The sequence below is a fragment of the Pseudomonas sp. 8 R 14 genome, from assembly GCF_900005955.1.
Lineage (GTDB): Bacteria > Pseudomonadota > Gammaproteobacteria > Pseudomonadales > Pseudomonadaceae > Aquipseudomonas > Aquipseudomonas marginalis.
On sequence record NZ_CVTH01000058.1, the window covers coordinates 488140 to 514054 of the forward strand.

Genomic DNA, 25915 nt, shown 5'->3' on the forward strand with positions numbered 1-25915 from the left:
TGGATCAGTCAACTTGATGTCGACTGACACTCAGCTATCGGGAGCAAGCCCCCTCCCACCTTTTCGCCCGTGTATTACTCAGGAATACGCAGCGTCTGCCCTGGGTAAATCTTGTCTGGATGGGACAACAGCGGCTTGTTGGCCTCGAAGATCTTGTTGTACAGGTTGGCGTTGCCGTACACCGTCAGGGAAATCGCGCTGAGGGTGTCACCCTTTTTCACCACGACGAAACGGGCGGCGGTCACTGCCGGGCCGGTTACGGTGATCTGGTCATCCACACGGGCCACGCCTTGGATGTTACCCAGCGCCAGCAGAATCTTCTCTTTCTCTTCCTGGGTGGCGACTTCACCGGTCACGGTCACCTTGTCGCCCTCTACCGTGGTCTGCACATTCGGATTCCCCAGACCCACCTTCGCTACGTGTTCCTTCAACTGCTCACTCGCATTGGCATTACCCGGCGTCAACAGGTCGACAATCTTTTCGCCGGCTTCTTTGATAAAGCTGAAAATGCTCATAGTGCGCTCTCCTTGGTAGTTGATTTCCAGATGCCCAAGACTAGACCAGTCCGGCAGACTTGGGTTCCAGCCCGACCAAAGACGCAAACGCGCTAGAATCCCCCCGCCATTGGAATAAGCCCTGGAGCGAAGATGGACATCAAGCAGCTGAAATTCCTCATCGCCCTCGACGAGACCCGTCACTTCGGCCAGGCCGCGGCGCGTTGCCACATCACCCAGCCAACCCTGTCGATGCGCCTGCGCAACCTTGAAGAAGAGCTGGACTTGCCGCTGGTCAATCGCGGCCAGCGTTTCGAAGGGTTCACCGCCCCCGGCGAGCGCGTGCTGGCCTGGGCCCGCACGGTGCTGGCGGCCTATGACGGCTTGCAGGCCGAAGCCGCCGCCTGCCGTGGCAACCTGGTGGGTACGTTGCGCCTGGGTGTGGTGCCGTTGTCGAGCTTTGATCCGCTGGCGTTGATGCAACAACTGCACAAGGAGCATCCGAGCCTGCGCTTTGAGCTTTCGGCCCTCAGCTCCGAGCAGATCCTCGAACAGTTGGCGAACAATCGCCTGGACCTGGGCGTGTCCTACCTCGACCGCCTGGACAACGAGCGCTTCGATTCCCTGGCCCTCGGCGATACCCGCATGGGCCTGCTCTACGACCAGCGCTATTTCAGTTTTGGCGACAAGCCGCTGAGCTGGGAGGCATTGATCGAACTGCCCCTGGGCATGCTCACCAGTGGCATGCACTTCCGTCAGTCCATCGACCACAACTTCCACAGCCGGGGCCTGCACCCGCAGCCGCTGTTACAAACCGACGCCGTCCATCAGTTGTTACAAGCTGTGCATGGCGGACTGTGCTGCGCCGTCATGCCGCTGGACGGCGGTCTGGACGCCCTCACCGAACATTTGCGCCTGCAACCTATCGAAGACGCCCACACCCTGGCGCGCCTGGGCCTGATCATGCGGCGCAGCGCACCGCGTTCGGCATTGGCAGAGGCGTGTTTCGCGCTGTTTCAGAAATCGCAAACAGAGTCTTGATCGACGTCATCTATCGGTAGATCAGTACTGGCAATTAGACGCGACGCTTTGTCGCGCCTAGTCTAAACACTGATCAATCCGCCGGTGGTACTGCCCCATGAACGCCAAGCGCCCAGTCTGCGCGGCGCCTGCTCCGGAAACGTCCGCGCCCGTCGCCAGCCAGAGCTACCAGTTTTGCAACCTTGAGCACACTGAAGTCACCAGCACCGCCTTGGCGGAAGAAGTGGCGTTGGCGATTGCCTATAACGACATCAGCCAGGCCGTCATGCTGGTCACGCCCACGGACCTGGAAGACTTTATTGTCGGGTTCAGCATCGGCAGCGGCATTATCGCCGACGTCAGCGATATTTATGATCTGAAACTCAGCGGTTCGGGTTCGGCCCAATACGCTCAGGTGCAGATCTCCAGCCGTGCGTTCTGGAACCTCAAGCAGCAGCGCCGCCAGCTGGCAGGTACCAGCGGCTGCGGCCTGTGCGGAGTGGAAGCCGTTGAACAAGCCCTGCCGGACCTTCAAGTGCTGCCCGGCGCGCCCTTGCCGCCTGCCGAATGGCTCGACGGCCTGCGCCAGCGCATCAGCGCGTTCCAGCCTTTGGGCCAGTGCAGCGGCGCTGTGCATGCGGCTGTGTTCATGAATAACCAGGGCGAATTGCTGATGGGCCGTGAAGACATCGGCCGGCACAACGCCCTCGACAAGTTGGTCGGTGCGCTGATCCGCCAACGGATCCCCACCGACGGCGGGCTGGCGATTGTCACCAGCCGTTGCAGCCTCGAATTGATCCAGAAAGTCCTGCGCGCGGGCATACAGACCCTGGTCAGCCTGTCGTCGCCCACCGGCCTGGCCCTGCAATGGGCTCGCCGGCATAACCTCAATCTCATCCACCTGCCGCAGAAAAGTGCGCCGCGGGTCTACAGCCCTGCGATGGAGAACCAGCCGTGAGCAATCATCATCAAGCCGACCAAACCCCAACCCCGCGCTACAAGCCTTACAAGGGCCCGGCTGGCGGCTGGGGCGCGCTGATCAGCGTGGCACAGGCGTGGTTGACCAGTGACAACGCGCTGAAAAACCTGCGCATGATGCTCAAGACCAACCAGAACGGCGGCTTCGACTGCCCGGGCTGCGCCTGGGGCGACTCGCCGGAAAGCGGCATGGTCAAGTTCTGCGAGAACGGCGCCAAGGCGGTCAACTGGGAAGCCACCAAGCGCCGCGTTGACGCAGCGTTTTTCGCCAAGCACAGCGTCACCGCGCTGCTGGAGCAAAGCGACTATTGGCTCGAGTACCAAGGCCGCCTGACCGAGCCCATGCGCTACGACGCCGAAACCGATCGCTACCAGCCCATCAGCTGGGAAGCGGCCTTCGACCTGGTCGGCAAGCACCTCAACGCCCTGCCCAGCCCGGACATGGCCGAGTTCTACACCTCGGGCCGTGCCAGTAACGAAGCGGCGTACCTGTACCAGCTGTTTGTGCGCGCCTACGGCACCAACAACTTCCCGGACTGCTCGAACATGTGCCACGAGGCCAGCGGCGTGGCCCTGGCGCAGAGCGTGGGGGTCGGCAAAGGCACCGTGACATTTGATGACTTCGAACATGCCGATGCGATATTCGTCTGGGGCCAGAACCCCGGCACCAACCACCCGCGCATGCTCGAACCGCTGCGTGAAGCGGTCAAACGCGGTGCCCAGGTGGTGTGCATCAACCCCCTCAAGGAGCGCGGCCTGGAGCGCTTCCAGCATCCGCAGCATCCGCTGGAAATGCTCACCAACGGCGACAAGCCGACCAACACCGCGTACTTCCGCCCGGCCCTGGGTGGCGACATGGCGATCCTGCGCGGCATGGCCAAGTTCCTGCTGCTGTGGGAGCGCCAGGCTCAGGCCGAAGGCAAGGAAGCGGTGTTCGACCACGACTTCCTCAATGAACACACGGCCAACGTGCTGGATTACCTGGGCCAGATCGACGACACCTCCTGGGATGAAATCGTCGAACAGTCCGGCCTGACCCTGGTCGAGATCGAGCAAGCGGCACGCATGTACGCCAAGGGCAAGAACGTGATCATGTGCTGGGCGATGGGTATCACCCAGCACCGCCACTCGGTGCCGACCATCCAGGAAATCGCCAACCTGATGCTGCTGCGCGGCAACATCGGCCGCCCCGGCGCCGGCCTGTGCCCGGTGCGTGGCCACAGCAACGTGCAGGGCGACCGCACCATGGGCATCAACGAACGCCCACCGGTGGCGTTCCTCGACGCCTTGGAGCGACGCTTCCAGTTCCAGGTGCCGCGCACCAACGGGCACAACGTGGTGGAAGCGATCCACGCCATGCTTGAAGGTCGCTCCAAGGTGTTTATCGGCCTGGGTGGCAACTTCGCCCAAGCCACGCCGGACAGCCCGCGCACCTTCGAAGCACTGCGCAATTGCGACCTGACCGTGCAGATCAGCACCAAGCTCAACCGCAGCCACCTGATGCACGGCAAGGACGCGCTGATCCTGCCGTGCCTGGGCCGCACCGACATCGACATCCAGGCCGAAGGTCCGCAAGCGGTGACGGTAGAAGACTCGTTCAGCATGGTCCACGACTCCAACGGCCAACTGCAGCCGCTGTCGAAGTTGATGAAATCGGAACCGGCCATCCTCGCCGGCATCGCCGCCGCAACCCTGGGCAGCAAACCGGTGGACTGGAACTGGTTGGTGGCCGATTACAGCCGCATTCGCGACCTGATCGCCGATACCATCCCAGGCTTCAAGGACTTCAACGAACGCCTGAAACACCCCGGTGGTTTCTACCTGGGCAACTCCGCCGGTGCCCGACGCTGGAACACGCCTTCGGGCCGTGCCAACTTCCGCCCGAACATCCTGCCCAAGGACCTGATCCACGAGCGCACCCATGCCACGGGCCACGTGCCGGACCTGATCATGCAATCGATGCGCTCCCACGATCAGTACAACACCACCATTTATGGCCTGGACGACCGCTATCGCGGGGTCAAAGGCCAGCGTGACGTGCTGTTCGTCAACGAAGCCGACATCATCCGCCTGGGCTTCAAGCCGGGGCAGAAAGCCGACATCGTGTCGTTGTGGGAAGACGGCCGCGAGCGTCGGGTGAAGGGCTTCACCTTGCTGGCGTTTGATATTCCGGCGGGGCAGGCTGCGGCTTACTACCCGGAAGTGAACCCGTTGGTGCCGCTGGAAAGCACCGGGGATGGCAGCCATACACCGACGTCGAAGTTCGTGGCGATACGTTTGGAAGCTGCCAGTGACAATGGGCTGATCACGGCGCGTTCGGCCTGACTGATCATTTCGGACACAAAAAAGGCCGCTTTTGCATAAAAGCGGCCGTTCCGAAGTAGCTAAAGACTCGCAAAAACCACTTAAGTTCCCGAGCTAAAACAGTAAGTTAGAGAATTGTGTACAACTCGTGCTACTGGTCGGATTTCTATTGTAACCATGTCAATACAGCCTCAGGATCGCGCCGTCATCCTCTTGAGGTCTCTCTATGAAGTTCTCCTCGATTCTCTTGTTGTCCCTTGGCCTGGTCAGTGGCGCAGCCATGGCCGGTGGCACCACCGAAGCCGGTGTGGGCGGCGCATTGGGCGGGGTTCTAGGCTCGGTTGTCGGCCAGCAGTTGGGCGGCAACACCGGTTCGACCATCGGCGCGGCCCTGGGCGGCGCAGGCGGTAGTGCGGTCGGCGCAGACAAGCGCAGCCGCGGCGAAGCAGCCATTGGCGGCGCACTGGGCGCAGCCGGCGGCAACGTGGTGGGCCGCAGTGTCGGCGGCAGCACCGGGGCACTGATCGGTTCAGCGGCCGGCGGTGGCGCGGGCGGTGCGCTGGGCAACTACATGGGCAACAAGAGCGATGACGATGATCGTCGTAGTCGTGATAGCCGCCGTTATGACCGCGACGACCATCGCGGCCGCGGCCATGCCTACGGGCATCGCAAGAACAAGCATCACTACCGTCACCGCTAAGCGCTAAAGAACACTGAAAAACCGATGTGGGAGGGGGCTGGCCCCCTCCCACATCGGGTTCCGTGGTGCCTGCAACGCCGAAGTCAGACCACCAACCGCTGCAACGCCTCGCGCAACATCCCCGGAATCGTCACCGGCTGGTTCGTCCCCCGATCCACGAACACATGCACAAAGCGCCCCGCCGCACAGGCCTCCTCTTCGCCTGCCTTGAACACCGCCAATTCGTACTGCACTGAGCTGTTGCCCAGCTTGCCCACCCGCAGGCCGATGTCCAGGCGGTCGGGAAAGGCAATCGAGGCGAAGTAATCGCACGCCGAACTCACCACAAACCCCACTACCTCACCGTCATGAATATCCAACCCACCCTGTTCGATCAGGTAGGTATTCACCGCCGTGTCGAAGAAGCTGTAGTAGGTGACATTGTTCACATGGCCGTACACATCGTTGTCGTGCCAGCGTGTGATGATCGGCTGGAAGTGACGGTAATCGGCGCGTTGCGGCATTGAGTCAGGCATGGGCACGTCTCATGAAAGTAGGGTTACAGGTCACTCAAGTGGGCTTGGGCCCACTCACGCACGTCGGCGTAGGGGTAGTCTTCCAGCGCTGCGAAACCGGGAATGCCCCGCGCCTTCAACTTGGTAAACAACGGCACGCTGATACCCCCCAGGAACCGTGTCAGCCGCTCAGCGCCCGGCAGTTGGCCGGTGTGCTCATGATGCCTGTGGATAAAATCACCGCACAGCCCCATGAAGTTTTTATCCACAAGCGGCGGCAGGCTCGGCGGCGCCGGCAAATGCGCGACGTGGCCGTGGCACACGGAGCAGTGCCCGCAGCGCTGCGGTGCATTTTCATCACCAAAGTAACGCGCCAGGCGCTGCCCCAGGCAATGTTCGGTGGCGAACAGATCGAGCATGGCATGAATCCGCGCCACTTCCGTCACCTCGTGCTGCTTGAAGCCTGTGTATAACTCGGCGCTCAACACCTGTGGATCAAACTCGGTATCCAGCAGGCTGTAGACCTCCGTCATCTGCTTGCTTTCCAACTCGATCAGGCCTTGTTCCTGGAAGTAATCCAGGGCCTTCACCACCCGACTGCGTTCGGCATTGTGTTGTTGGTAAAGCGCGTCGAAATCCACGGTCGCCCAGGTTTTCGCGCGCTTGCACACCTGGATGATCGCCGCGACAAACTGCTGGCGCTCGCCGGAAAAACGCACCAGCAGGGCCTCGGGCTCGACCAGGTACTTGAAGCGGTACTCGGCATAAAACGCGTAGCGCGGCGCGATCACGCCCCTGAGCTCCAATTGCACCAGCAGTGTCTTCAGTGGCAGTTCGCGGATGTTGCTGTGGTCCGACAGCGACCTCAGCAGGAACTCCCACTGCCCTTCACTGCGCGCTGCCTGCAACTCTTCCAGCACCCGCCGAATACCGTCCTGCTCGGGCGTATCGCCGTACACGAAGTTTTCCAGCACATTGAGGCTGTCGCGGTTGGCCAGCACCAGGCAGTCCGAGGGCTGCCCATCACGCCCCGCACGGCCGATTTCCTGGCTGTAGTTCTCGATGGATTTGGGCAGGTCAAAATGCACGACATTGCGGATATCGCTCTTGTCGATGCCCATGCCAAACGCGATGGTAGCGACGATGCAATTGGAGCGCCCAGCCATGAAGCGCTGCTGGATGCCCTCACGCCTGTCGTGGGGCAAGCCGGCGTGATACGCCTCGGCCTGGATACCGTTGCGGTTCAGGTGCTCGGCAATCTGCTCGGCGGTTTTCTGCAAGGTGACGTAGACGATGCTGGGCTGGCTGGCCCGCTCGCTCATCCACTGCACCAGGCGACGATGCTTGTCCGCACCGGCGACCGGCTCCACCAACAGGTTGAGGTTGGGCCGGTAGAAGCCCGTGGTGACCACGTCGTCCGGCGCAATGGCGAACTTGGCCTGCATGTCGGCAATCACCTTGGGCGTGGCCGTAGCCGTCAGCAGCAGCGCTTGTGGGATCTTGAACTGGCGCTGGTAGTCCGGCAGCTTCAAATAATCCGGGCGGAAGTTGTGGCCCCACTCGGAAATACAGTGCGCCTCATCCACCACCAGCAGCGAGATCTGCACACTTTGCAGGAAGTGGCGAAAACGCTCGTTCTTCAAGCGCTCCACGGAAATCATCAGGATTTTCAGCTCGCCGGAACGCGCGCGGGCCATCACGTCATTGGCGTCCTCGCGGCTTTGCGCCGAATCGATACTGCCCGCCGAAATACCGTGGCGTTGCAGGAAGCCCAACTGGTCCTGCATCAACGCCAACAACGGCGACACCACCAGCGTCAGGTGCGGCAGCAACACCGCCGACAGCTGATAACACAGGGACTTGCCCGACCCCGTAGGAAAAATGGCCGCAGCCGAACGACCTGCCAGTACGGCGCTGACCGTTTCTTCCTGGCCCAAACGAAACTGTGGATAACCAAAGACCTGCTGGAGGGTGTCGTGCATAGGCTGTCACTCCATTGACCGCTGAAGGTGGCTTAAAAACGTAGCCCAGCAAGCTCAGCGAATCGAGAAAGGTCGCATGGAAAAAAGAGACAGGATGATACACAGGGTGCAGCAATGGCCTTGGGCCAAATTTGACAAGTTCGACTGTGGCTGTAGGAACACCACAAACCAAATGTGGGAGGGGGATTGCCCCCCTCCCACATTTCAGACCTGCGCTACAGCTGAATCAGCGATTCTGCACCCGCTCAATCGCCGTGTCATACACCGGGTTGGCCTTCTGCTCCTTGGCCAACTGGTAGTGACGCAATGCATCCGGGAACTGCCCCGCCGCTTCGTAGATCCGCGCAATGTTGTAGTAGGCACCTGCACGCACGGTGGCAGCATTGGCGCCGGTGGCAAGGGCGATAGCCTTGCGATTGGCCCAGATCGACTCGGCAGTGTTGCCGGCTTTCTGATACGCCAGGCCGAGGTTGCCGTAGGCCTTGCCGAAGCCATTGTCCAGCTCGATAGCCTGGCGGAACAGGTCGATGGCCTGGTCCAGCTTGCCGGCCTGGTAGGCCGCTTCACCCTGCAGGTTCAGACGCTTCGCATCGGTTTGTACGGAAGAGCTGACGGTGACGGCGGTGACCGCCACGCTGTCATCCAGCAGCGGTTTGACTTCGTTCAGCACATTCGCCGCATTCACGGTCACGCCACTGAAAGTGTTGATGTCCTGGAAGTCGCCGCTGCCGGTCATGCGGAACACCGTCCACAGGTTGCCGCTGCGGTTCTTGGGCACGTAGTAGGTACGCACCAGCGATTGGCCCATGTACACGAACACCTTGGCTTCGCTGTCGGACAACTGGCGCGAGCCTGGATTGCCGCCATTGCTGTAGTCGTGCACGGCATAGACGTAGCTTTCGCCGTAGTGCTTTTTCTGCAGGGTGATGGTTTCCGGACCGTAGCTGTCGGTGTCATCCACATCCAACTCGGCGTCAGTACCCTTCTGGTTCTCGAAGTAGATGTTATTGCCGGGGAAAATCATGTGGGAGTCGAGGTCACTCGGCGTCTTGCCCCAGGTCAGCACCACACGCAGGCCATCGAGGTTTTCCATCACCGGGCTGATGGCGTAGGTCATGCCCGCGCATGGGCACTTCACCACCAGGTTGGAGTAGCCAGGTTTCTTGATGATCAGCAGGTTGCTCGCATCATCAGCGGCCTCACTGGTCAGCGTCACTTGGCCCTGGGCGTTGGTGCGGCCCACCACATTCTGTGCGCCGTTGCGTTGCAGCAGCACTTCGGCATCAGCGATTTTCTGGTCCTTGACCACCGCACTGAGCACTTCGATCGGCAACTGCCCGGCCTGGACCGAAAAAGCCACCGCACACAACGACATCGCCGAAGCAACACGAAGCAAACCCATGCTTAACTCCCTTTAAGTAGCGGGCGGAAATCGCCCTACAAGATTTTGCGGTGAAACATACGCTGAATTCCGAGTGTCGGCGGATTTTTTGTACAGAATGTGACGTGGTTTTTATCCCGCCTTCCCGTTGAAGCATTGCGCTACAATCAAACCTTGCTACCCAGGAGTGCGCTGCGATGAGCGAACTGACGTTTGAGCAAAAACAGGATCATTACCACAAGATCCGCCGTTCCAATTACCTGGCCAGCCTGCGCCTGGAAGGGTTCGACACCCAACCGGCCGACGTCGACAAACCCCTGCCGACCCGCGAAGCCGTCCTTGCCAAGTACCGCAACACCCCACGCTGATGCTCGACAAATACGGGGTGGGCCAGGATCCGTACTGCTATCCCGGTAGCAGCGTCCTGCGCAACCGCCTCGATTTGCTCGACGAAGCCCGCCTGCACCAGGCCGAGCGGGAATTATCCGAAATCGCCGTAGGCAGCCTCCCCCTCTTCCCCCCGCCCTACGACCTCGACCGCCTGCAACACATCCACCGCACGCTGTTCGGTGACATCTACGACTGGGCAGGTGAGTTGCGCAGCGTGAACATCCAGAAAGGCGACACCCTGTTCTGCACCCCGGAGCGCATCCCCCCGGAAGCCGCGAAGATCATCCGGCAGATGGAAGAAGCAAACTGGTTTGTCGGTGCCAGCCAAACCGAGTTGATAAGCAGGATTGCCGAAGCCTATGGCGACCTCAACGTCATCCACCCCTTCCGCGAGGGCAACGGCCGGGCGCAGCGGATTTTGTTCGAACAGATCATCGTCAACGCGGGGTTTTCAGTGAACTGGTGGCTGGTCAAACACGCGGCATGGATACCGGCGAATATTGATGCGGTGGCGTGTGATTATCGGGGGTTGGAGGCGATTTTTGAGCGGTGTGTCAGCAGGCCTGCCAGCGCCTGATCGAACCACGAACGATTAAACCATCTGTTTATTGCCCGAGCGCACACTCACTTCTAAGGTTCGCACCGTCGCTGCCAAATCAGCGGCCGGGTTTGGTCACCCGGAAAACAGCACACATAAGTGCCATTACTCGCTCTGCGAACGTCTATCGTCTCGTATAGCAGTGCTATGGCGGCTGTGTGGGGGACGTCTTCGGACGTGTCGGAGTGCTGTTTCCGGCTGGCCAACCCGCGCACAGTCCGCCACCCACCGTTTGGCCACGGTGATGTCGGTTACCTAACAGCAAACCGAGCACCTTCAAATGCAAATACCTGAAACGATGAACCGCTATCGTCATCTACGCACCAATTTCACTGATACCCATCCGCTTCTCATCGACACCCAAGCCAAAGCCGAAGACATCCAGTCCGCCGCCCACCAACGCATCCGCGTAGCCACCGACTTACTGGAAACCTTCTCCTGCCTGACCTTCGAACACTCCGACCTCAAAGACATCTCCCACATCACCAACGCCTTGTACCTGCTCGTCCAAGACGGCTGTGATTTGCCGGAAGCGGCGCAACACGTACAACTACAAACCGAACAAGCACAAATCTAAGCAACACCCTTTTTAGAAGCGAGCCTGTTCGCGAAAATCATCAACGATGACGCGGTAAGCCAGAAGAAACGCGGCGTCCTTGAGTTTTTCGCGAGCAAGCTCGCTCCTACCATTGACCCGCGTTGCCTGTTAAAGCACTGCCAAGCCACAAATGCCGGAAACCGTTGTAGGAAACCTCCAAACAACGCGACATCCCCTTCCCAAACTGCTCCAAACACACGCTTAACCCTCTACAGAAGTTACCCGTAGCTGAATGAAAATAGCGCGGTCTCAACTTTCTCGGCAGAAACCTGTGAACATCGAAAGGGCTCAACACATCGGCCACTATGGCGTCATCTTCACAGTGATTCGCTTCACTGTTGTGCCTGACAATCGGCATGCTTTGGCCAATCTATGCCTGCTTGAAACAAAAACGGCAGCGCGACAAGTGCGCGATCAGATACGTAGGCTGTACGAAAAAATGCTGGCCAGAGACTTGCCATGCGAAAGGGCGGTCGCGATTTCCCATCCTTTGAGACGGAATCAGGCCGATCGGTTAAACGACCAAAACGTGCTCATCAAACAAATAATCTCCGGAGCGGTTAAAGCACCAGGGATTGCCATTTCAACCGTAACCGCGGGCTTCGTTGGAGATAGGATTTCCGGCAAGCTTCGTAGATATCACGCTGGAGACATCATCATCGGTCTGGATGCCAGTGTGAGAGGAGGCATAGGGCCTCAGCGGTCAACACTCTCAATGCATGTCTACTCGGACGAGTCTTAGTGGCATGGCCCTTTACCTTCAATCCGCTTCCTTTCTCATTATCTATTTGGTGCTGCACTACCAAATCACAGACCCAATGCTCAGAAAGCACTTCGCAGTCACATTTCTTACAACAGGCCTTATTTTGACGTTCCTACTACCCTATGTAGCGGTGATCCTCAGAATGCCCCTCCTACCTGTCTTTGTATTCTTGATAGGCTTGGCGCTCTTCATCACTCGAAACAAATACCGCCTCCAACGCAACCAGCCCCTTCACCCACTCCTGCGTGCACCCACCATGAACCTCGCCCCTAACTTCCCCGAAGACCCCGTGATGCAGCAACTCCTTCAACTGCTGCACGAAGAAATCGGCCTGCCGAAACACAAGACCATCCGCCTGCAAACCTCACTCAATTTCGACCTGGGCTGTGACGGCAGCGAAGCCAAGCAGCTCATGGAAGCGCTGGAGCAGGAGTTCGCCCTCGACCTGGGCGACTACGACACTTATCGTTACTTCAACCCACCGGTCTTTGACGTGTTCCTCAAGCGTCGGGGCAAGGGGCATGGCGACAAGGTGCCGCTGACCATCGGCATGCTCTACCTGGCCATCAAGACCCACAGCTGGGACACGCAGACGCTGGAAAACCTGAGCTGAGCGAATACCGGCTCCAAGTACACCGCAAGTCAAAGGTGGAGGGGTAATGGTTCGGCCTATCGTCGACGAACCTTTCGCGCACAAAAAAGCCGCTCACAAGGAGCGGCTTTTTAACAGCGACCGAATCTTACAACTTCGGACCCGCAGCCTTGATCGCATCGCTTACTTCAAACTTCTTGAAGTTCTCGATGAACAGACCAGCCAGCGCCTTCGCTGCTTCATCGTAAGCGGCCTTGTCAGCCCAGGTGTTACGTGGGTTCAACAGGCCGGTCTCAACGCCCGGTACGGCCAATGGCACGTCGAGGTTGATGGTGTCGAGGTGTTCGGTTTCAGCACCGATCAACGCGCCGCTCTGGATCGCTGCGATCACGCCGCGCGTGGTCGGGATATTGAAGCGCTTGCCAACGCCGTAGCCACCGCCGGTCCAGCCGGTGTTGACCAGGTAGACCTTGGAGCCGAAGCCGCGGATGCGCTTGATCAGCAGCTCTGCATATTCGCCGGCCGGGCGCGGGAAGAACGGTGCGCCGAAGCAGGTGGAGAAGGTCGACTTGATGCCGCTGCCCGAACCCATTTCGGTCGAGCCCACCAGTGCGGTGTAGCCGGACAGGAAGTGGTAGGCCGCTTGTTCTTCGCTGAGGATGGACACGGGCGGCAGTACGCCGGTCAGGTCGCAGGTCAGGAAGATCACCGCGTTTGGCTCGCCGCCCAGGTTCTTCTCGGAACGCTTGGCAACGTGCTCCAGCGGGTAGGCGGCGCGGCTGTTCTGGGTCAGGCTCACGTCAGCATAGTCGGCGTGCTTGGCCTCGTCGATGACGACGTTTTCCAACACGGCGCCGTGCTTGATGGCTTTCCAGATAACCGGTTCGTTCTTCTCGGACAGGTCGATGCATTTGGCATAGCAACCGCCTTCGATGTTGAACACCACGCCTTCGCCCCAGCCGTGCTCGTCGTCACCGATCAGGTAGCGGCTTTCGTCGGCGGACAGGGTGGTCTTGCCGGTACCCGACAGACCGAAGAACAGGGTCACGTCGCCTGCTTCGCCAATGTTGGCGGCGCAGTGCATCGGCAGTACGTCGGAAGCCGGCAGCAGGTAGTTCTGCACCGAGAACATGGCTTTCTTCATTTCACCGGCGTAGCGCATGCCGGCGATCAGCACTTTTTTCTGGGCGAAGTTAAGGATCACGCAACCGTCGGAGTTGGTGCCATCACGCTCAGGCACGCACTCGAAGTTGGCCACGTTGAGCACTTGCCACTCGTCACGACCGGCCGGGTTGTACTGGGCCGGGTTGATGAACAGGCAACGACCGAACAGGTTCTGCCAGGCAGTCTGGGTGGTCATTTTCACGGCCAGGTAGTGGTCTTCGGAGGCCCCTACGTGAACGTGGGAAACGAAATGCTCTTGCGCATTGTTGAACGCCTCGACGCGTGCCCACAGGGCATCGAACTTGTCGGCCGGGAACTTGCGATTGATCGGGCCCCAGGCGATGGAATCCTGGGTGGAAGGCTCTTCAACGATGAAACGGTCGACTGGCGAACGGCCGGTACGGTGACCGGTTTCCACGACCAGCGCGCCGGTATCGGCAAGCACGCCTTCACCGCGCTGCAGGGCTTCTTTGACCAGATCGTCAACACTCAGATCGGTGTATACGGCGTTATTGGCTTGCGTCATGAGGTTCCCCGTCGGCCTGTGGCCGAGTGCTCCAAACGTTTTGTAGTAGAAAGTTGCGCACTACTACCGCGAAAAAAGTGGGCCGGATTATGCCAGAAAAGCCCAAAAAGAGTAGGGCCCTCCCGTCAGAACGCCTCTAATCCGGCATTTGACAGGTGATTTACCTGTGCTTAAACGTTTTAGTGGCGGGTGTCGGAAGGCGTGTCGATGCCTGCGCCAGCGAACAATTGCGCTACATCGGCAGCGTCGAACAGGTAGCGCTCGTTGCAGAACTGGCAGTCGATCTCGATATTGCCACCGTGTTCCACCACCAGGTTCTGCGCATCTTCCAGGCCCAAGCTGACCAGGGCGTTGCCCGAACGCTCACGGGAGCAGCTGCAGTGGAAGTGCAAGGTCTGCGCGTCGAACAGGCGCACCGGGTCTTCGTGGTACAGGCGGTGCAGGATGGTTTCGTTGTCCAGGCCCAGCAGTTCTTCGGCTTTCAGGGTATCGGCCAAGGCAATGCAGTGCCGCCAGCTTTCAGCGCGATCTTCGTCGTCCTTGATACGGTCGGCCGGCAGTTGTTGCAGCAACATGCCACGGGCGCGCTTGCCGTCGGCGTTGAGCCAGAACTTGGTGCCCACTTGCTGGGACATCACGAAATAGTTGGTGAAGCATTCCGACAGCGTTTTGCCGTCGAGGTCGACGATGCCCTGGTAACGTTGGCCTGAGGTCGGGTCGACGGTGAGCGCCAGGACACCGTTGGGCATCAGCTCGGCCAGGCTGGCGTCCGGGGCAATCTGGTCGGCTTCATAACGGGCCAGGCCACGGATTTCGCGCTCGCTGGAGCACTCGATCATCAACAGCGGAATCGGCCCTTCGGAACGGGCTTGCAGGATCAGCAAACCGTCGAACTTCATGGTGCCTACCAGCAACGCAGCAGCGGCCATCAGCTCACCGAGCAGTTGTGCGACCGGTTCCGGATAGGGGTGCTTGGCGAGGACTTCGGCGTAGCTGCGCTCCAACGAAACCATTTCGCCGCGGGCGTCGCTCTCATCGAAGATGAAGCGTTGGGTGAAGTCGGTATCCGGTAGATCAGTCATAGGTCTGGGTATCTGAATTGATGACAAATTGGTTACAAGGTTTATAAAATTAAACGCTTTAGCACCATCTTGGTGCGGCCTTCTCCTGGAAACAGAGAGCTTATTTAGAGCGAAGAGGGACAGTTTATGAACAATCCGGGTTTGTTCCAAGCCAAGTGGAACCTCCGGCGATGGGCTCTGTGCAATCTACTCGCTATCGGGCTGCTGTGTTTTTGGCTGTGGCCCACGGGGCAGATGCTGTGTGTGATTTTCGACGAGTGGCTGTTTCACCTTCTCAACGACCCGCTGGCGAGCAACGCGACATGGCTGCACGTGTGGGCCGTGGCCAGTTTGCGGCCGTTTGATGCGGTGGTCGGGGTGATCCTGCTGATGCTGATGATTCGCGGCGACTGGGTGTTCAAAGCCGCGCAGGTACGCCAGGCCCTGTTAGGTTTTGTCGGTATTTTGTTGCTCTTGCTGTTTATCCGCATGCTGTTTTCCAAACTCGCAGCGCAGATGGGCTGGCAACACAGCAGCCCGTCGATGGTCATCGCCGGGGCGATCCAGATGAGCGACTATTTCCCGGGGCTGGAGAAGACCTGGGAGCTGAAGGACCGCTCAAGCCAAAGCTTTCCAGGGGATCACGCCTCGGTGTTGCTGATCTGGGCAATGTTCATGAGCGTGTTCGCCAAACGTATCGGCCAGGTGCTGGTGATCTGGGGCCTGGCGCTGTTGTTCATGATGCCGCGGCTGGTGGCGGGCGCGCATTGGGGGCAGGACGATTATATCGGCGGGGTGCTGCTGGCACTGTTGGCGTTGGGCTGGGGTTATTACACGCCGTTTGCGGCGAAGGTGTCGGCCGCGTTGTTACACGTGACGACGCCGATCTTCAGGTTACTTGGCAAGCTGCCAGTGATCAGTGGATTGAGCGTCGTGCGCACCTCCCCTTAACGCTGCAAGCCCCCTCCCACATTTGAATGGGCCGCTGCGCAATCAGTCATCATTGCCACTGCCGCGAAACTTGAACAGGTCGCGGCGCTGCTTCTTGCTCGGCTTGCCATCGGTGGTCATCCCCGTGGCGCCCGCCTTGCGCAGGGCTGCCGCTTTTTCGCGCCTGGCAATGCTGGCTTCGGTTTCGGTGTACAGCGCCTGTGCTTCGGGGGCGCCACGGCGCACGATGGAAAGTGCCTGAACCACGACGGTCTTTTCGTCAAAACCTATCCGAATCTGCAGCTCATCACCGACACGTGGCTCTTTGCCCGGCTTACAGCGCTCGCCTCGATGATGCACCTTGCCGCTCTCAATCGCGGCCTTGGCCAAGGCACGTGTCTTAAAGAAACGCGCCGCCCAAAGCCACTTGTCCAGACGGACCTTTTCTTCCTCTTCCTGCTTTTGAGCCACTTGAATTCCTCGCTCTGACAAATGTCGCAACTGTAACGTTGAAACCCTTCGACGCATAAACCTCAAGGCTCACCTAAGATACGCCAGGTAGCACCCTGTTTTCGCGAGGATACGCCGTGACCGACTTTCCTACTTCACTCACCTCGCCTGAACAGCGTTGCGCAGGCTGCCAGCAAAGCGAACCCTTGGGTTTCGAGTTTGCTTTCGCCTACCAGCCTATCGTAGACCTTCGGGACCATTCGATTTTTGCCCACGAAGCCTTGGTGCGCGGTACACAGGGCGAAGGGGCATTGTCGGTGCTGGACCAGGTCAACGACAGCAACCGCTACCGCTTCGACCAGCGCTGCCGCACCCAGGCGATTGCCGGTGCTGCAGCTTTGGGGATGCAAACCCACCTTTCCATCAACTTCATGCCCAACGCCGTGTACCGTCCGGAGTTGTGCATTCGCAGCACCCTGGAGGCGGCGCGCGCGAACAATTTTCCGCTGGATCAACTGATTTTCGAGACACTGGAAAGCGAGCATGTAGATAACTATCGCCATTTGACGAATATTCTGCGTGAATACCGCGAATTCGGCTTCAAGACCGCTATCGATGATTTCGGCGCGGGCTATTCGGGGCTGAATCTGTTGGCTGATTTCCAACCTGACTTGATCAAACTCGACATGGCGCTGATCCGCGATGTCGACCAGGATCGTGTCCGTCAGGTGATCGTCCAGGGGATTGTCACAATCTGTGAGCAGTTGAACGTTACTGTCATCGCCGAAGGCATCGAAAGTGCCGGCGAACGCGACTTTCTGTCTGACTGTGGAATATTTCTGATGCAAGGCTACTGGTTCGCCAAGCCTGCATTCAAAGCCCTGGCCGAGGTTTCTCCTCAGGCCTGGGCGAATTGACCGGTTACCCATATTGAAGACATTTGACCATTTGACCGTTGTAGGTCTGCGTGAGTGGGTGGCACTTCCCGACTTGGGAGTGGCAGGCCTGCGTGCCAAGATCGACACCGGTGCCAGCACCTCCAGCCTGCATGCCACCGACATCGAGCCGTTTGAGCGCGACGGCGAGAAGTGGGTGCGCTTTACCGCGCACCTGGGCAGCGTCGTGCAACTGCGTCACCGCCGCTGCGAAGCGCCCCTGGTGACGATGAAAACCATCAAGAGCTCCAATGGCCATGCGCAGGTGCGCTACGTGATCAGCACCACCCTGGCACTGGGTGATCGGGTATGGCGGGTGGAGTTCACCCTGGCCTGCCGCAAAGCCATGCGTTATCGCCTGTTGCTGGGTTCCAAGGCGCTGATTGACGGCCATCTGGTGGTCAATCCCGGCGTCAAGTACGTTCAAGACAAGCCGGTGTTCCCGGTCTCTACTATTTCTGCCCCAGGTGCTGCATGAAGATTGCTGTGCTGTCGCGAAACCCGCGTCTGTATTCCACCCGCCGCCTGGTCGAGGCCGGCACCGAACGTGGCCACGAAATGGTGGTGATCGACACGTTGCGTGCCTATATGAACATTGCCAGCCACAAGCCGCAGATCCATTACCGCGGTAAACCGCTGGAGGGGTTTGATGCGGTGATCCCGCGGATTGGCGCCTCGGTGACGTTCTATGGCTGCGCCGTGTTGCGCCAATTCGAAATGATGGGGGTTTTCCCCCTCAATGAATCCGTGGCCATTGCACGCTCGCGGGACAAATTACGCTCGTTGCAACTGCTCTCGCGGCGGGGCATCGGCCTGCCGGTCACCGGCTTTGCCCACTCCCCCGACGACATTCCCGACCTGATCGAAATGGTCAACGGCGCGCCGCTGGTGATCAAGGTGCTGGAAGGCACCCAGGGCATCGGTGTGGTGCTGTGTGAAACCGCGACCGCAGCGGAATCCGTGATCGAGGCATTCATGGGCCTCAAGCAGAACATCATGGTCCAGGAGTACATCAAGGAAGCCGGCGGTGCGGATATTCGCTGCTTCGTGGTGGGCGACAAGGTGATCGCAGCCATGAAGCGCCAGGCCAAGCCCGGAGAGTTCCGCTCCAACCTGCACCGTGGCGGCAGCGCCAGCCTGATCAAGATCACCCCGGAAGAACGCATGACCGCGCTGCGGGCGGCCAAGGTCATGGGGTTGGCAGTGGCGGGTGTGGATATCCTGCGCTCCAACCATGGACCACTGGTGATGGAGGTGAACTCGTCGCCGGGCCTGGAAGGGATAGAGACCACCACTGGGAAGGATGTGGCGGGGATCATCATTCAACATCTGGAGAAGAATGGTGGACCGAATATGACCAGGACCAAGGGTAAGGGTTAGAGACGGGAGCTGTCAGCTTCAAGCTATAAGCTGCAAGAAAGGGCAAAAGCTGTGCGCCTTTCTCTTGCGGCTTCAGCTTGAAACTTGCAGCTGTTTCTATACCGCATCTCTGGGCAGCATCAGCCCAAGCGGCAAGCGTACCCGCGCCTCAAGGCCACCGCCTTCGCGGTTACGCAACTCGACATTGCCGCCGTGCATCGACGCAATCCGCCGCACGATCGCCAGCCCCAAGCCGGTCCCTTTGCCACCCCGGGCACGGTCGCCACGGGTGAAGGGGTTGAAGATACCCTCCAGCTCGTCCGGATCGATGCCCGCGCCCCGGTCCATCACACTCAGCACTACGTACGGCGCAGCACTGTCGCCAGACACATACGCAGCCACTTCAACATCCGAACCGGCGTGGTGCAAAGCGTTGCCGATCAGGTTGTTCAGCAGGCGCTTCATCGACACCCGACGCAACGCAAACGGCTGGATCGGCTCAAGGCGCATGCGCACTTGCTCGCCATTCTGGTTGTAGGGCGCCACAACCTCACGCACCAGGTCCGTGAGATCGACTTCCTCCACCACCTCGTCACGACCATCACGGATAAACGCCAGGAACTGGTCGAGAATCGCGTCCATGTCTTCGATGTCGCGAACCATGTCGTCGGTGAGGTCGCTATGGTTGCCCATCAGCTCCAGGGACAGGCGCAATCGCGTCAAGGGCGTGCGCAAGTCATGGGACACCCCCGCCAGCATCAGCTCGCGCTCCCGCCCGGCCTGTTCGACATCCTCCGCCATCTGGTTGAAGGCGCCATACACCTCGGTCATTTCACTGGGCGTATCGCTGACCGGCAGGCGCACGCTGCGCCCCTGGCCCAATTGGCGGGCGGCAAACACCAGGCGCTTAAGCGGTTGGTTGAGCTGGCGAACGAAAATCCACGCCGACGCGGTGGAAAGCAAGCCGATGGCCAGGAACCAACCCAACACGTTCCAGATCTTCTGCCCCCGCAAAGGATGCGGATACAGCGGAACCTTGATCCAGGCATCGCCCAGGCTCGGCGCCCTCACCCACAGCGCAGGTGAAACATGCATGCGCAAGCGCACCTCGGTGTCCTCGCCCAGTTCGGCCTGCATCTGGCGCTGGTAGATCTCGCTGTAGGGCCAATGCTGCTCACCCTCGGGTACACCAGCCCCGTCAACGCGGGTCAACGTCGAGGCCTTGGCTACCTTTTCGCGGTTCTCAGGGTCTACAGCCCAGTAACCACGCAGCGTCAGGGCGACACCGTGGCTGTACTGCCGGTCCACCAGCACGTCTTCGTTCATCAGCAGATAAACCAGTGTCAGCGCCTTGGAAAACAGCACGACGATCAGCACCAGCCAAAGGGTGCGGGAGAAGAAACTTTGCGGGAACCACAGAGGGGTTTTCATAGAAGACAGCTGGACACCTTGCAGGAACGAGCGGCGCTCGCAGAATTGCAGACGCCGGGCATCCCGTCGACCCTCATGGAGTCAAGCGCCAGGATGCCCGCCCTGCAAATCATCGGTCACTTGGTTGCGGTGCCATCCGGCACAAACACATAGCCCACACCCCAGACAGTCTGGATATACCGAGGTTTGGACGGGTCCGGCTCGATCATCCGGCGCAGACGGGAAATCTGCACGTCGATGGAGCGTTCCAGGGCGTCCCATTCGCGACCGCGTGCCAAGTTCATCAGTTTGTCGCGGGTCAGCGGCTGACGCGCGTTCATCACCAGCGCCTTGAGCACGGCGAATTCACCGGTGGTGAGCATATGCACTTCGTCGCCACGCTTGAGCTCGCGGGTCGCCAGCGACAGCTCGTAGTCGCCAAAGGTGACGCTTTCGTCTTCGCTGCCCGGCGCGCCCGGTACCGGCGGCGCCTGACGACGCAGCACGGCTTTGACCCGCGCCATCAACTCGTCAGGGTTGAAAGGCTTGGCAAGGTAGTCATCGGCGCCCAGCTCGAGACCCTTGATGCGGCTCAGCTCATCGCCCTTGGCGGTCAGCATGATGATTGGAATCTGGTTGTTCGCGCCGCGCAGGCGCTTGCAGGCGGTGAGGCCGTCTTCGCCGGGCAGCATCAGGTCGAGTACGACCAGGTTGAATACTTCACGCCCCAGGAGACGGTCCATCTGCTCGGTGTTCGGCACCGCGCGGGCACGGTAGCCCTTGGAGTTGAAGAAACGCTCCAGCAGGCTGCTCAGCCCCGGATCGTCATCAACGATGAGAATTTTTTCGCCTTCAGCAGTTTGTGCAGTGCTGCTCATTGGATGCTCCTCTTATCTCGGCGCGCATTATGGCGTAGCTGCCGTTATACGCACCGTGTGCATTGTTAGCAGATTTTTCCTCTACTGCCAGCGAACCCTCGCCTTCCAACCACTGGCGCAGTACCCCCCAAGGGCAGAACGCTGGTTATAATGCGGCGCCTTCGTGCAGGGCAACGTCAGATCGTTGCCGTTTACTGCCGGGCTTTTTTTCCCCGCTTGTGGTGATTTTTTCGATTTCGAGGGTCAATAGGCTGCCTCTTGACCCAGGTAGCGGCGCCGGTCGGGCCGCTCAACCAGCCGCGCCAGGCCTTGTTTCCCGGGCCTGCGGGCTGCTTTTCAGAATTTCAGGTGGTTTTATGGACAGCATCAACAGCCGCATCGCCGAAGAACTCGGCGTACGCCCACAACAGGTCGAAGCGGCCGTCGCTCTACTGGATGAAGGCTCCACGGTGCCCTTCATCGCCCGTTACCGGAAAGAAGTGACCGGCAGCCTCGACGACATCCAGCTGCGGCACCTTGAAGAACGCCTGCGCTACCTGCGAGAACTCGACGAACGGCGTATCAGCATCCTCGCCAGCATCGAGGAGCAGGGCAAGCTGACGCCTCAGCTTGAACGCGACATCAAGCTCGCCGACACCAAGACCCGCCTCGAAGACCTTTACCTGCCGTACAAACAGAAGCGCCGCACCAAGGGCCAGATCGCCCTGGAAGCCGGCCTGGGCGAACTGGCCGACGGCCTGTTCAACGACCCCTCGCTGACCCCGGACACCGAAGCCGCGCGCTTCGTCAACGCAGAGAAAGGCGTTGCCGACGTCAAGGCCGCCCTCGAAGGTGCCAAGTACATCCTGATGGAGCGCTTCGCCGAAGACGCCAACCTGCTGGAAAAACTGCGCAACTACCTGAAACAGGAAGCCACCCTCAGCGCCCGCGTCATCGCCGGCAAAGAGGAAGAAGGCGCCAAGTTCCGCGACTACTTCGAACACGACGAACCGCTGAAAAGCATGCCGTCCCACCGTGCGCTGGCGATTTTCCGTGGCCGCAACGAAGGCATTCTCAGCTCCGCGCTGAAAGTCGGCGACGAATTGCCGGGCACCATGCACCCGTGCGAGGGCATGATCGGCCAACAATTCGGCATCCAGAATCAGAATCGTCCTGCGGACAAGTGGCTCGGTGAAGTCGTGCGCTGGACCTGGAAGGTCAAGCTCTACACCCACCTGGAAACCGACCTGCTCGGCGAGTTGCGCGACGGCGCAGAAACCGAGGCGATCAACGTCTTCGCCCACAACCTGCACGACCTGCTGCTGGCCGCACCGGCCGGCCCGCGCGCCACCCTGGGCCTCGACCCGGGCCTGCGCACCGGCTGCAAGGTCGCCGTGGTCGATGCCACCGGCAAGCTGCTGGACCACGCCACCGTGTACCCACACGTGCCGCACAACAAGTGGGACCAGACCCTCGCCATCCTGGCCGCCCTGTGCGCCAAGCATGCGGTGGACCTGATCGCCATCGGCAACGGCACTGCCAGCCGTGAAACCGACAAGCTGGCCGCCGAACTGATCAAAAAATACCCAGCCATGAAGATGACCAAGGTGATGGTCTCCGAAGCCGGTGCTTCGGTGTACTCGGCGTCGGAACTGGCCTCCAAGGAATTCCCGGACCTCGACGTGTCGATCCGTGGCGCGGTGTCCATCGCCCGTCGCCTGCAGGATCCGCTGGCAGAGCTGGTGAAAATCGATCCTAAATCCATCGGTGTCGGCCAGTACCAGCACGACGTGTCACAGCTGAAACTGGCACGCGGCCTGGATGCGGTGGTGGAAGACTGCGTAAACGCCGTGGGCGTGGACGTGAACACCGCCTCCGTGGCGCTGCTGGCGCGTATCTCCGGCCTCAATGCCACCCTGGCGCAGAACATCGTCACTCACCGCGACGAAAACGGTGCGTTCAAAACCCGTGCCGCGCTGAAAAAAGTCGCCCGCCTGGGTGAAAAAACTTTCGAGCAAGCCGCCGGTTTCCTGCGCGTAATGAACGGCGACAACCCGCTGGATTCGTCCGCCGTTCACCCGGAAGCCTATCCGTTGGTGCAACGCATCGCCGCCGAGACCGACCGCGACATCCGCTCGTTGATCGGCGACGCCGCGTTCCTCAAGCGCCTGGACCCAAAGAAGTACACCGACGAAACCTTCGGCGTGCCGACCATCACCGACATCCTGCAAGAGCTGGAAAAACCTGGCCGCGACCCGCGTCCCGAGTTCAAGACCGCCGAGTTCCAGGACGGCGTCGAAGACCTCAAGGACCTGCAACTGGGCATGATCCTCGAAGGCGTGGTCACCAACGTGACCAACTTCGGCGCGTTTGTGGACATCGGCGTGCATCAGGACGGTTTGGTGCACATCTCTGCGCTTTCGGAGAAGTTCATCAAGGATCCGCGCGAAGCCGTGAAGGCCGGTGATGTGGTCAAGGTCAAGGTCATGGAAGTCGACATCCCGCGCAAACGCGTTGGCCTGTCGATGCGCATGAGCGATACCCCAGGGGAAAAAATCGACGGCGCCCGTGGTGCACGTCCTGGCTCGGCACCGCGCCAGTCGCAGAACCGCTCCGAAAACAGTCAACCGCGCAAGGAAACCGCCACCGCAGCGCCAAGCAACAACGCCATGGCCTCGCTGTTCGCCAACGCCAAGCAGTTGAAGAAACGCTGATGGAAATCCCCGCCGGTTTGACCCAGAGCGCGTTCAGCGAACTGATCGGCTGCCGCCTGCAACGCCTCGAAGAAGGCGTTGCCGAAGTGGCCCTGACCCTGGAGCCGCACCTGCGCAACCGCGCGGGCAAGCTCCATGGCGGGGCGATTTTCAGCCTGGTGGACATCACCATGGGGCTGGCCTGCTCCAGCGCCCATGGGTTTGACCAGCAGAGCGCGACCATCGAATGCAAGATCAACTACATCCGCGCCGTGGAAGACGGTGACGTGCTGTGTACCAGCCGCGTGATTCACGCCGGTCGGCGCACGCTGGTGGTCGAAGCCGATGTGTATCAGGACGAAAGACTTGTCGCAAAAGCACAGGGCACGTTCGCTGTCCTATAGCTCCCCGCCCCCGATTTGAGTTAATTTCGGCGCTGCGATAACAGCGTCGGAATTTTCTTGCTGCGCTATAGCCCAATTCATGGAGTGAAGTAGGCTTTTTTAACGCGGGTCAAATCGACTCAAAACCAGGCGATCACGCCAGTTTTAACTTCACCCTTGTAGACCGTCCTGCCCACCCCCATATTGGGGCGACTGACGCGTGAAGGAATCCAACTTGAGCGAACTTCTCAACCGCCGCCTGGCCCTGCTCGGCAAGCGCGAACACCTCTCCCTGCTAGAGCAGTGCTTGCACGGCATCGAGCGTGAATGCCTACGTGTCACCGGTGAGGGTCGCCTGGCACAAACGCCGCACCCCGAAGCCCTGGGCGCCGCGTTGACCCATGAACAGATCACCACCGACTACTCGGAATCGCTGCTGGAGTTCATTACCCCGGCCCTGCCCAACCCGGCCGACACCCTGAGCAGCCTGGACAAGATCCATCGTTTTGCCTACACCAAGCTCGGCAGTGAATACCTGTGGAGCCCCTCGATGCCGTGCCCGTTGCCGGCCGAGGAAGACATTCCGATTGCCTACTACGGCACCTCCAATATCGGACAGCTCAAGTACGTGTACCGCAAGGGCCTGGCCCTGCGTTACGGCAAGACCATGCAGTGCATCGCCGGCATCCACTACAACTTTTCCCTGCCGGAACAGCTATGGCCGCTGCTCAAGGAGACTGAAGGCTTCGTCGGCACCGACCGCGACTATCAGTCCACGGCCTATATCGCGCTGATCCGCAACTTCCGCCGCTACAGCTGGCTGCTGATGTACCTGTTCGGCGCCTCGCCGGCCCTGGACGCGGGTTTCCTGCGCGGTCGCTCGCACCAATTGGAAGTGCTCGACGCCGACACCCTGTACCTGCCGTACGCCACCAGCCTGCGCATGAGCGACCTGGGTTACCAGAGCAACGCCCAGGCCGGCCTGACGCCGTGCTACAACGACCTGGCCAGCTACACCGACAGCCTGCGCGAAGCGGTGGCAACGCCCTACGCGCCCTATGTCGAAGTCGGCACCCACAAGGACGGTGAGTGGGTACAGCTCAACACCAACATCCTGCAGATCGAAAACGAGTACTACTCCAACATCCGCCCCAAGCGCGTGACCTACACCGGCGAGCGGCCGATCCAGGCGCTGATGGCCCGTGGCATCCAGTACATCGAAGTGCGCTGCCTGGACATCAACCCGTTCCTGCCGATGGGCATCGACCTGCCGGAGTCGCGTTTCCTCGATGCATTCCTGCTGTACTGCGCGCTGAACGACAGCCCGCTGTTCGCCGACAACGAGTGCGGCAACGCCACGTCCAACTTCCTCAGCGTGGTCAAGGAAGGCCGGCGCCCGGGCCTGCAATTGCAGCGCAAGGGCCAGGCCGTGGACATGAAGGAATGGGCCACCGAGCTTCTGGAGAAGATTGCCCCGCTGGCTGCGCTGCTGGATGAAAGCCACGGCATCACCGAACACAGCCAGGCACTGGACGCCCAACTGGCCAAGGTCAAGGACCCGTCCCTGACCCCTTCGGCGCAGGTACTGGCGGCGATGGCCGAGCGCAAAGAGAGTTTCGCGCAGTTCTCCCTGCATCAGAGCGAGGTGCACGCCGAGTACTTCCGCCGCGAGCCGTTGCCCGCAGAAGAGCAGGCACGCTTTGAAGAGCTGGCGCGCACGTCGCTGGCGCAGCAAGCGGAACTGGAGCAGAACGAAGTGGGCGATTTTGATGTGTTTGTCGGCTCGTACCAGGCGAGTATTCTGGCGATCAGTAACTAAGACCGAACTCGGTCCATGGTGGGAGGGGCAAGCC

24 protein-coding genes are annotated in these 25915 nt (G+C 60.2%); 15 read left to right on the forward strand and 9 right to left on the reverse strand.

Annotated features, from left to right (window positions below; translation table 11 throughout):
- Nucleotides 1–74: 74 nt before the first annotated feature.
- Nucleotides 75–515, reverse strand: coding sequence for a peptidoglycan-binding protein LysM (lysM, locus tag BFQ01_RS14600; protein WP_065925802.1), 441 nt, complete (start codon nt 513–515; stop codon nt 75–77).
- 132 nt (nt 516–647) lie between these two features.
- On the opposite strand from lysM, the gene BFQ01_RS14605 reads away from it, so the two are divergent.
- From BFQ01_RS14605 to BFQ01_RS14620, 4 genes are all read left to right on the forward strand, one after another.
- Complete coding sequence (locus BFQ01_RS14605) at nt 648–1535, forward strand: LysR family transcriptional regulator (protein ID WP_065925803.1); 888 nt, start codon at nt 648–650, stop codon at nt 1533–1535.
- Nucleotides 1536–1632: 97 nt separating this feature from the next.
- Entirely contained in the window at nt 1633–2472 is an 840-nt protein-coding gene (gene fdhD, locus BFQ01_RS14610; protein ID WP_065925804.1) for a formate dehydrogenase accessory sulfurtransferase FdhD, read from the forward strand.
- Complete coding sequence (locus tag BFQ01_RS14615; RefSeq protein WP_065925805.1) at nt 2469–4817, forward strand: FdhF/YdeP family oxidoreductase; 2349 nt, start codon at nt 2469–2471, stop codon at nt 4815–4817. The genes fdhD and BFQ01_RS14615 overlap by 4 nt, the downstream gene beginning before the upstream one ends.
- A gap of 205 nt (nt 4818–5022) precedes the next feature.
- Nucleotides 5023–5496, forward strand: coding sequence for a glycine zipper domain-containing protein (locus BFQ01_RS14620; RefSeq protein ID WP_027605140.1), 474 nt, complete (start codon nt 5023–5025; stop codon nt 5494–5496).
- Between the two features lie 83 nt (nt 5497–5579).
- Here BFQ01_RS14620 and BFQ01_RS14625 read toward each other — a convergent pair whose 3' ends face one another.
- The 3 genes from BFQ01_RS14625 to BFQ01_RS14635 form a co-directional block, all read right to left on the reverse strand.
- A complete protein-coding gene (locus BFQ01_RS14625) occupies nt 5580–6011 on the reverse strand; it encodes an acyl-CoA thioesterase (RefSeq protein WP_065925806.1) in 432 nt (143 codons plus the stop codon).
- A 23-nt stretch (nt 6012–6034) separates the two neighbouring features.
- The gene (locus tag BFQ01_RS14630) at nt 6035–7972 is read right to left on the reverse strand and encodes a RecQ family ATP-dependent DNA helicase (protein WP_065925807.1); all 1938 of its coding nucleotides are present in this window, start codon (nt 7970–7972) and stop codon (nt 6035–6037) included.
- A 226-nt stretch (nt 7973–8198) separates the two neighbouring features.
- Nucleotides 8199–9374, reverse strand: coding sequence for a tetratricopeptide repeat protein (locus BFQ01_RS14635; RefSeq protein ID WP_065925808.1), 1176 nt, complete (start codon nt 9372–9374; stop codon nt 8199–8201).
- 176 nt (nt 9375–9550) lie between these two features.
- On the opposite strand from BFQ01_RS14635, the gene BFQ01_RS31500 reads away from it, so the two are divergent.
- The 4 genes from BFQ01_RS31500 (at nt 9551) to BFQ01_RS14655 (ending at nt 12315) form a co-directional block, all read left to right on the forward strand.
- Entirely contained in the window at nt 9551–9721 is a 171-nt protein-coding gene (locus BFQ01_RS31500) for a YhfG family protein (protein ID WP_003236014.1), read from the forward strand.
- Complete coding sequence (locus BFQ01_RS14640; RefSeq protein WP_065925809.1) at nt 9721–10320, forward strand: putative adenosine monophosphate-protein transferase Fic; 600 nt, start codon at nt 9721–9723, stop codon at nt 10318–10320. Before BFQ01_RS31500 ends, BFQ01_RS14640 begins: the two co-directional genes overlap by 1 nt.
- A 301-nt stretch (nt 10321–10621) precedes the next feature.
- Nucleotides 10622–10918 (forward strand): hypothetical protein, encoded by a 297-nt coding sequence (locus tag BFQ01_RS14645; protein WP_065925810.1) that lies wholly within the window; start codon nt 10622–10624, stop codon nt 10916–10918.
- Between the two features lie 1040 nt (nt 10919–11958).
- On the forward strand, nt 11959–12315 hold the full coding sequence (locus BFQ01_RS14655) for a DUF1493 family protein (RefSeq protein ID WP_027605145.1): 357 nt from the start codon (nt 11959–11961) through the stop codon (nt 12313–12315).
- Nucleotides 12316–12442: 127 nt separating this feature from the next.
- Here the strand turns inward: BFQ01_RS14655 and BFQ01_RS14660 are convergent, their stop codons facing one another.
- Nucleotides 12443–13984 (reverse strand): phosphoenolpyruvate carboxykinase, encoded by a 1542-nt coding sequence (locus BFQ01_RS14660; protein WP_065925812.1) that lies wholly within the window; start codon nt 13982–13984, stop codon nt 12443–12445.
- Between the two features lie 179 nt (nt 13985–14163).
- Nucleotides 14164–15066, reverse strand: coding sequence for an Hsp33 family molecular chaperone HslO (gene hslO / locus BFQ01_RS14665; RefSeq protein ID WP_027605147.1), 903 nt, complete (start codon nt 15064–15066; stop codon nt 14164–14166).
- Between the two features lie 126 nt (nt 15067–15192).
- Here hslO and BFQ01_RS14670 point away from each other — a divergent pair, with 126 nt between their 5' ends.
- Nucleotides 15193–15996, forward strand: a complete 804-nt coding sequence (locus BFQ01_RS14670) for a phosphatase PAP2 family protein (protein WP_065925813.1) — start codon at nt 15193–15195, stop codon at nt 15994–15996.
- Between the two features lie 42 nt (nt 15997–16038).
- Here the strand turns inward: BFQ01_RS14670 and BFQ01_RS14675 are convergent, their stop codons facing one another.
- Entirely contained in the window at nt 16039–16446 is a 408-nt protein-coding gene (locus BFQ01_RS14675; RefSeq protein WP_065925814.1) for an RNA-binding S4 domain-containing protein, read from the reverse strand.
- A gap of 116 nt (nt 16447–16562) precedes the next feature.
- On the opposite strand from BFQ01_RS14675, the gene BFQ01_RS14680 reads away from it, so the two are divergent.
- The 3 genes from BFQ01_RS14680 to rimK are packed head-to-tail and all read left to right on the forward strand — an operon-like array spanning nt 16563 to nt 18740.
- On the forward strand, nt 16563–17342 hold the full coding sequence (locus BFQ01_RS14680) for a S6 modification regulatory phosphodiesterase RimA (protein WP_065925815.1): 780 nt from the start codon (nt 16563–16565) through the stop codon (nt 17340–17342).
- Nucleotides 17343–17388: 46 nt separating this feature from the next.
- Nucleotides 17389–17838: a retropepsin-like aspartic endopeptidase RimB gene (locus BFQ01_RS14685; RefSeq protein WP_169899741.1), complete on the forward strand. Its 450-nt coding sequence runs from the start codon at nt 17389–17391 to the stop codon at nt 17836–17838.
- A complete protein-coding gene (rimK, locus tag BFQ01_RS14690; protein ID WP_003171022.1) occupies nt 17835–18740 on the forward strand; it encodes a 30S ribosomal protein S6--L-glutamate ligase in 906 nt (301 codons plus the stop codon). The genes BFQ01_RS14685 and rimK overlap by 4 nt, the downstream gene beginning before the upstream one ends.
- 96 nt (nt 18741–18836) lie before the next feature.
- Here rimK and BFQ01_RS14695 read toward each other — a convergent pair whose 3' ends face one another.
- Together BFQ01_RS14695 and ompR are read right to left on the reverse strand one after the other, a co-directional pair.
- A complete protein-coding gene (locus BFQ01_RS14695; protein ID WP_065925816.1) occupies nt 18837–20150 on the reverse strand; it encodes an ATP-binding protein in 1314 nt (437 codons plus the stop codon).
- A gap of 116 nt (nt 20151–20266) precedes the next feature.
- On the reverse strand, nt 20267–21007 hold the full coding sequence (gene ompR / locus BFQ01_RS14700) for an osmolarity response regulator transcription factor OmpR (RefSeq protein WP_015373500.1): 741 nt from the start codon (nt 21005–21007) through the stop codon (nt 20267–20269).
- Nucleotides 21008–21363: 356 nt separating this feature from the next.
- Between ompR and BFQ01_RS14705 the strand changes: the two genes are divergently transcribed.
- The 3 genes from BFQ01_RS14705 to gshA all read left to right on the forward strand — a co-directional run bounded on the left by BFQ01_RS14705 (nt 21364) and on the right by gshA (nt 25881).
- On the forward strand, nt 21364–23700 hold the full coding sequence (locus BFQ01_RS14705) for a Tex family protein (RefSeq protein WP_065925817.1): 2337 nt from the start codon (nt 21364–21366) through the stop codon (nt 23698–23700).
- Nucleotides 23700–24083, forward strand: a complete 384-nt coding sequence (locus tag BFQ01_RS14710) for a PaaI family thioesterase (RefSeq protein WP_065925818.1) — start codon at nt 23700–23702, stop codon at nt 24081–24083. Before BFQ01_RS14705 ends, BFQ01_RS14710 begins: the two co-directional genes overlap by 1 nt.
- 214 nt (nt 24084–24297) lie before the next feature.
- On the forward strand, nt 24298–25881 hold the full coding sequence (gene gshA / locus BFQ01_RS14715) for a glutamate--cysteine ligase (protein WP_027605153.1): 1584 nt from the start codon (nt 24298–24300) through the stop codon (nt 25879–25881).
- Nucleotides 25882–25915 lie beyond the last annotated feature (34 nt).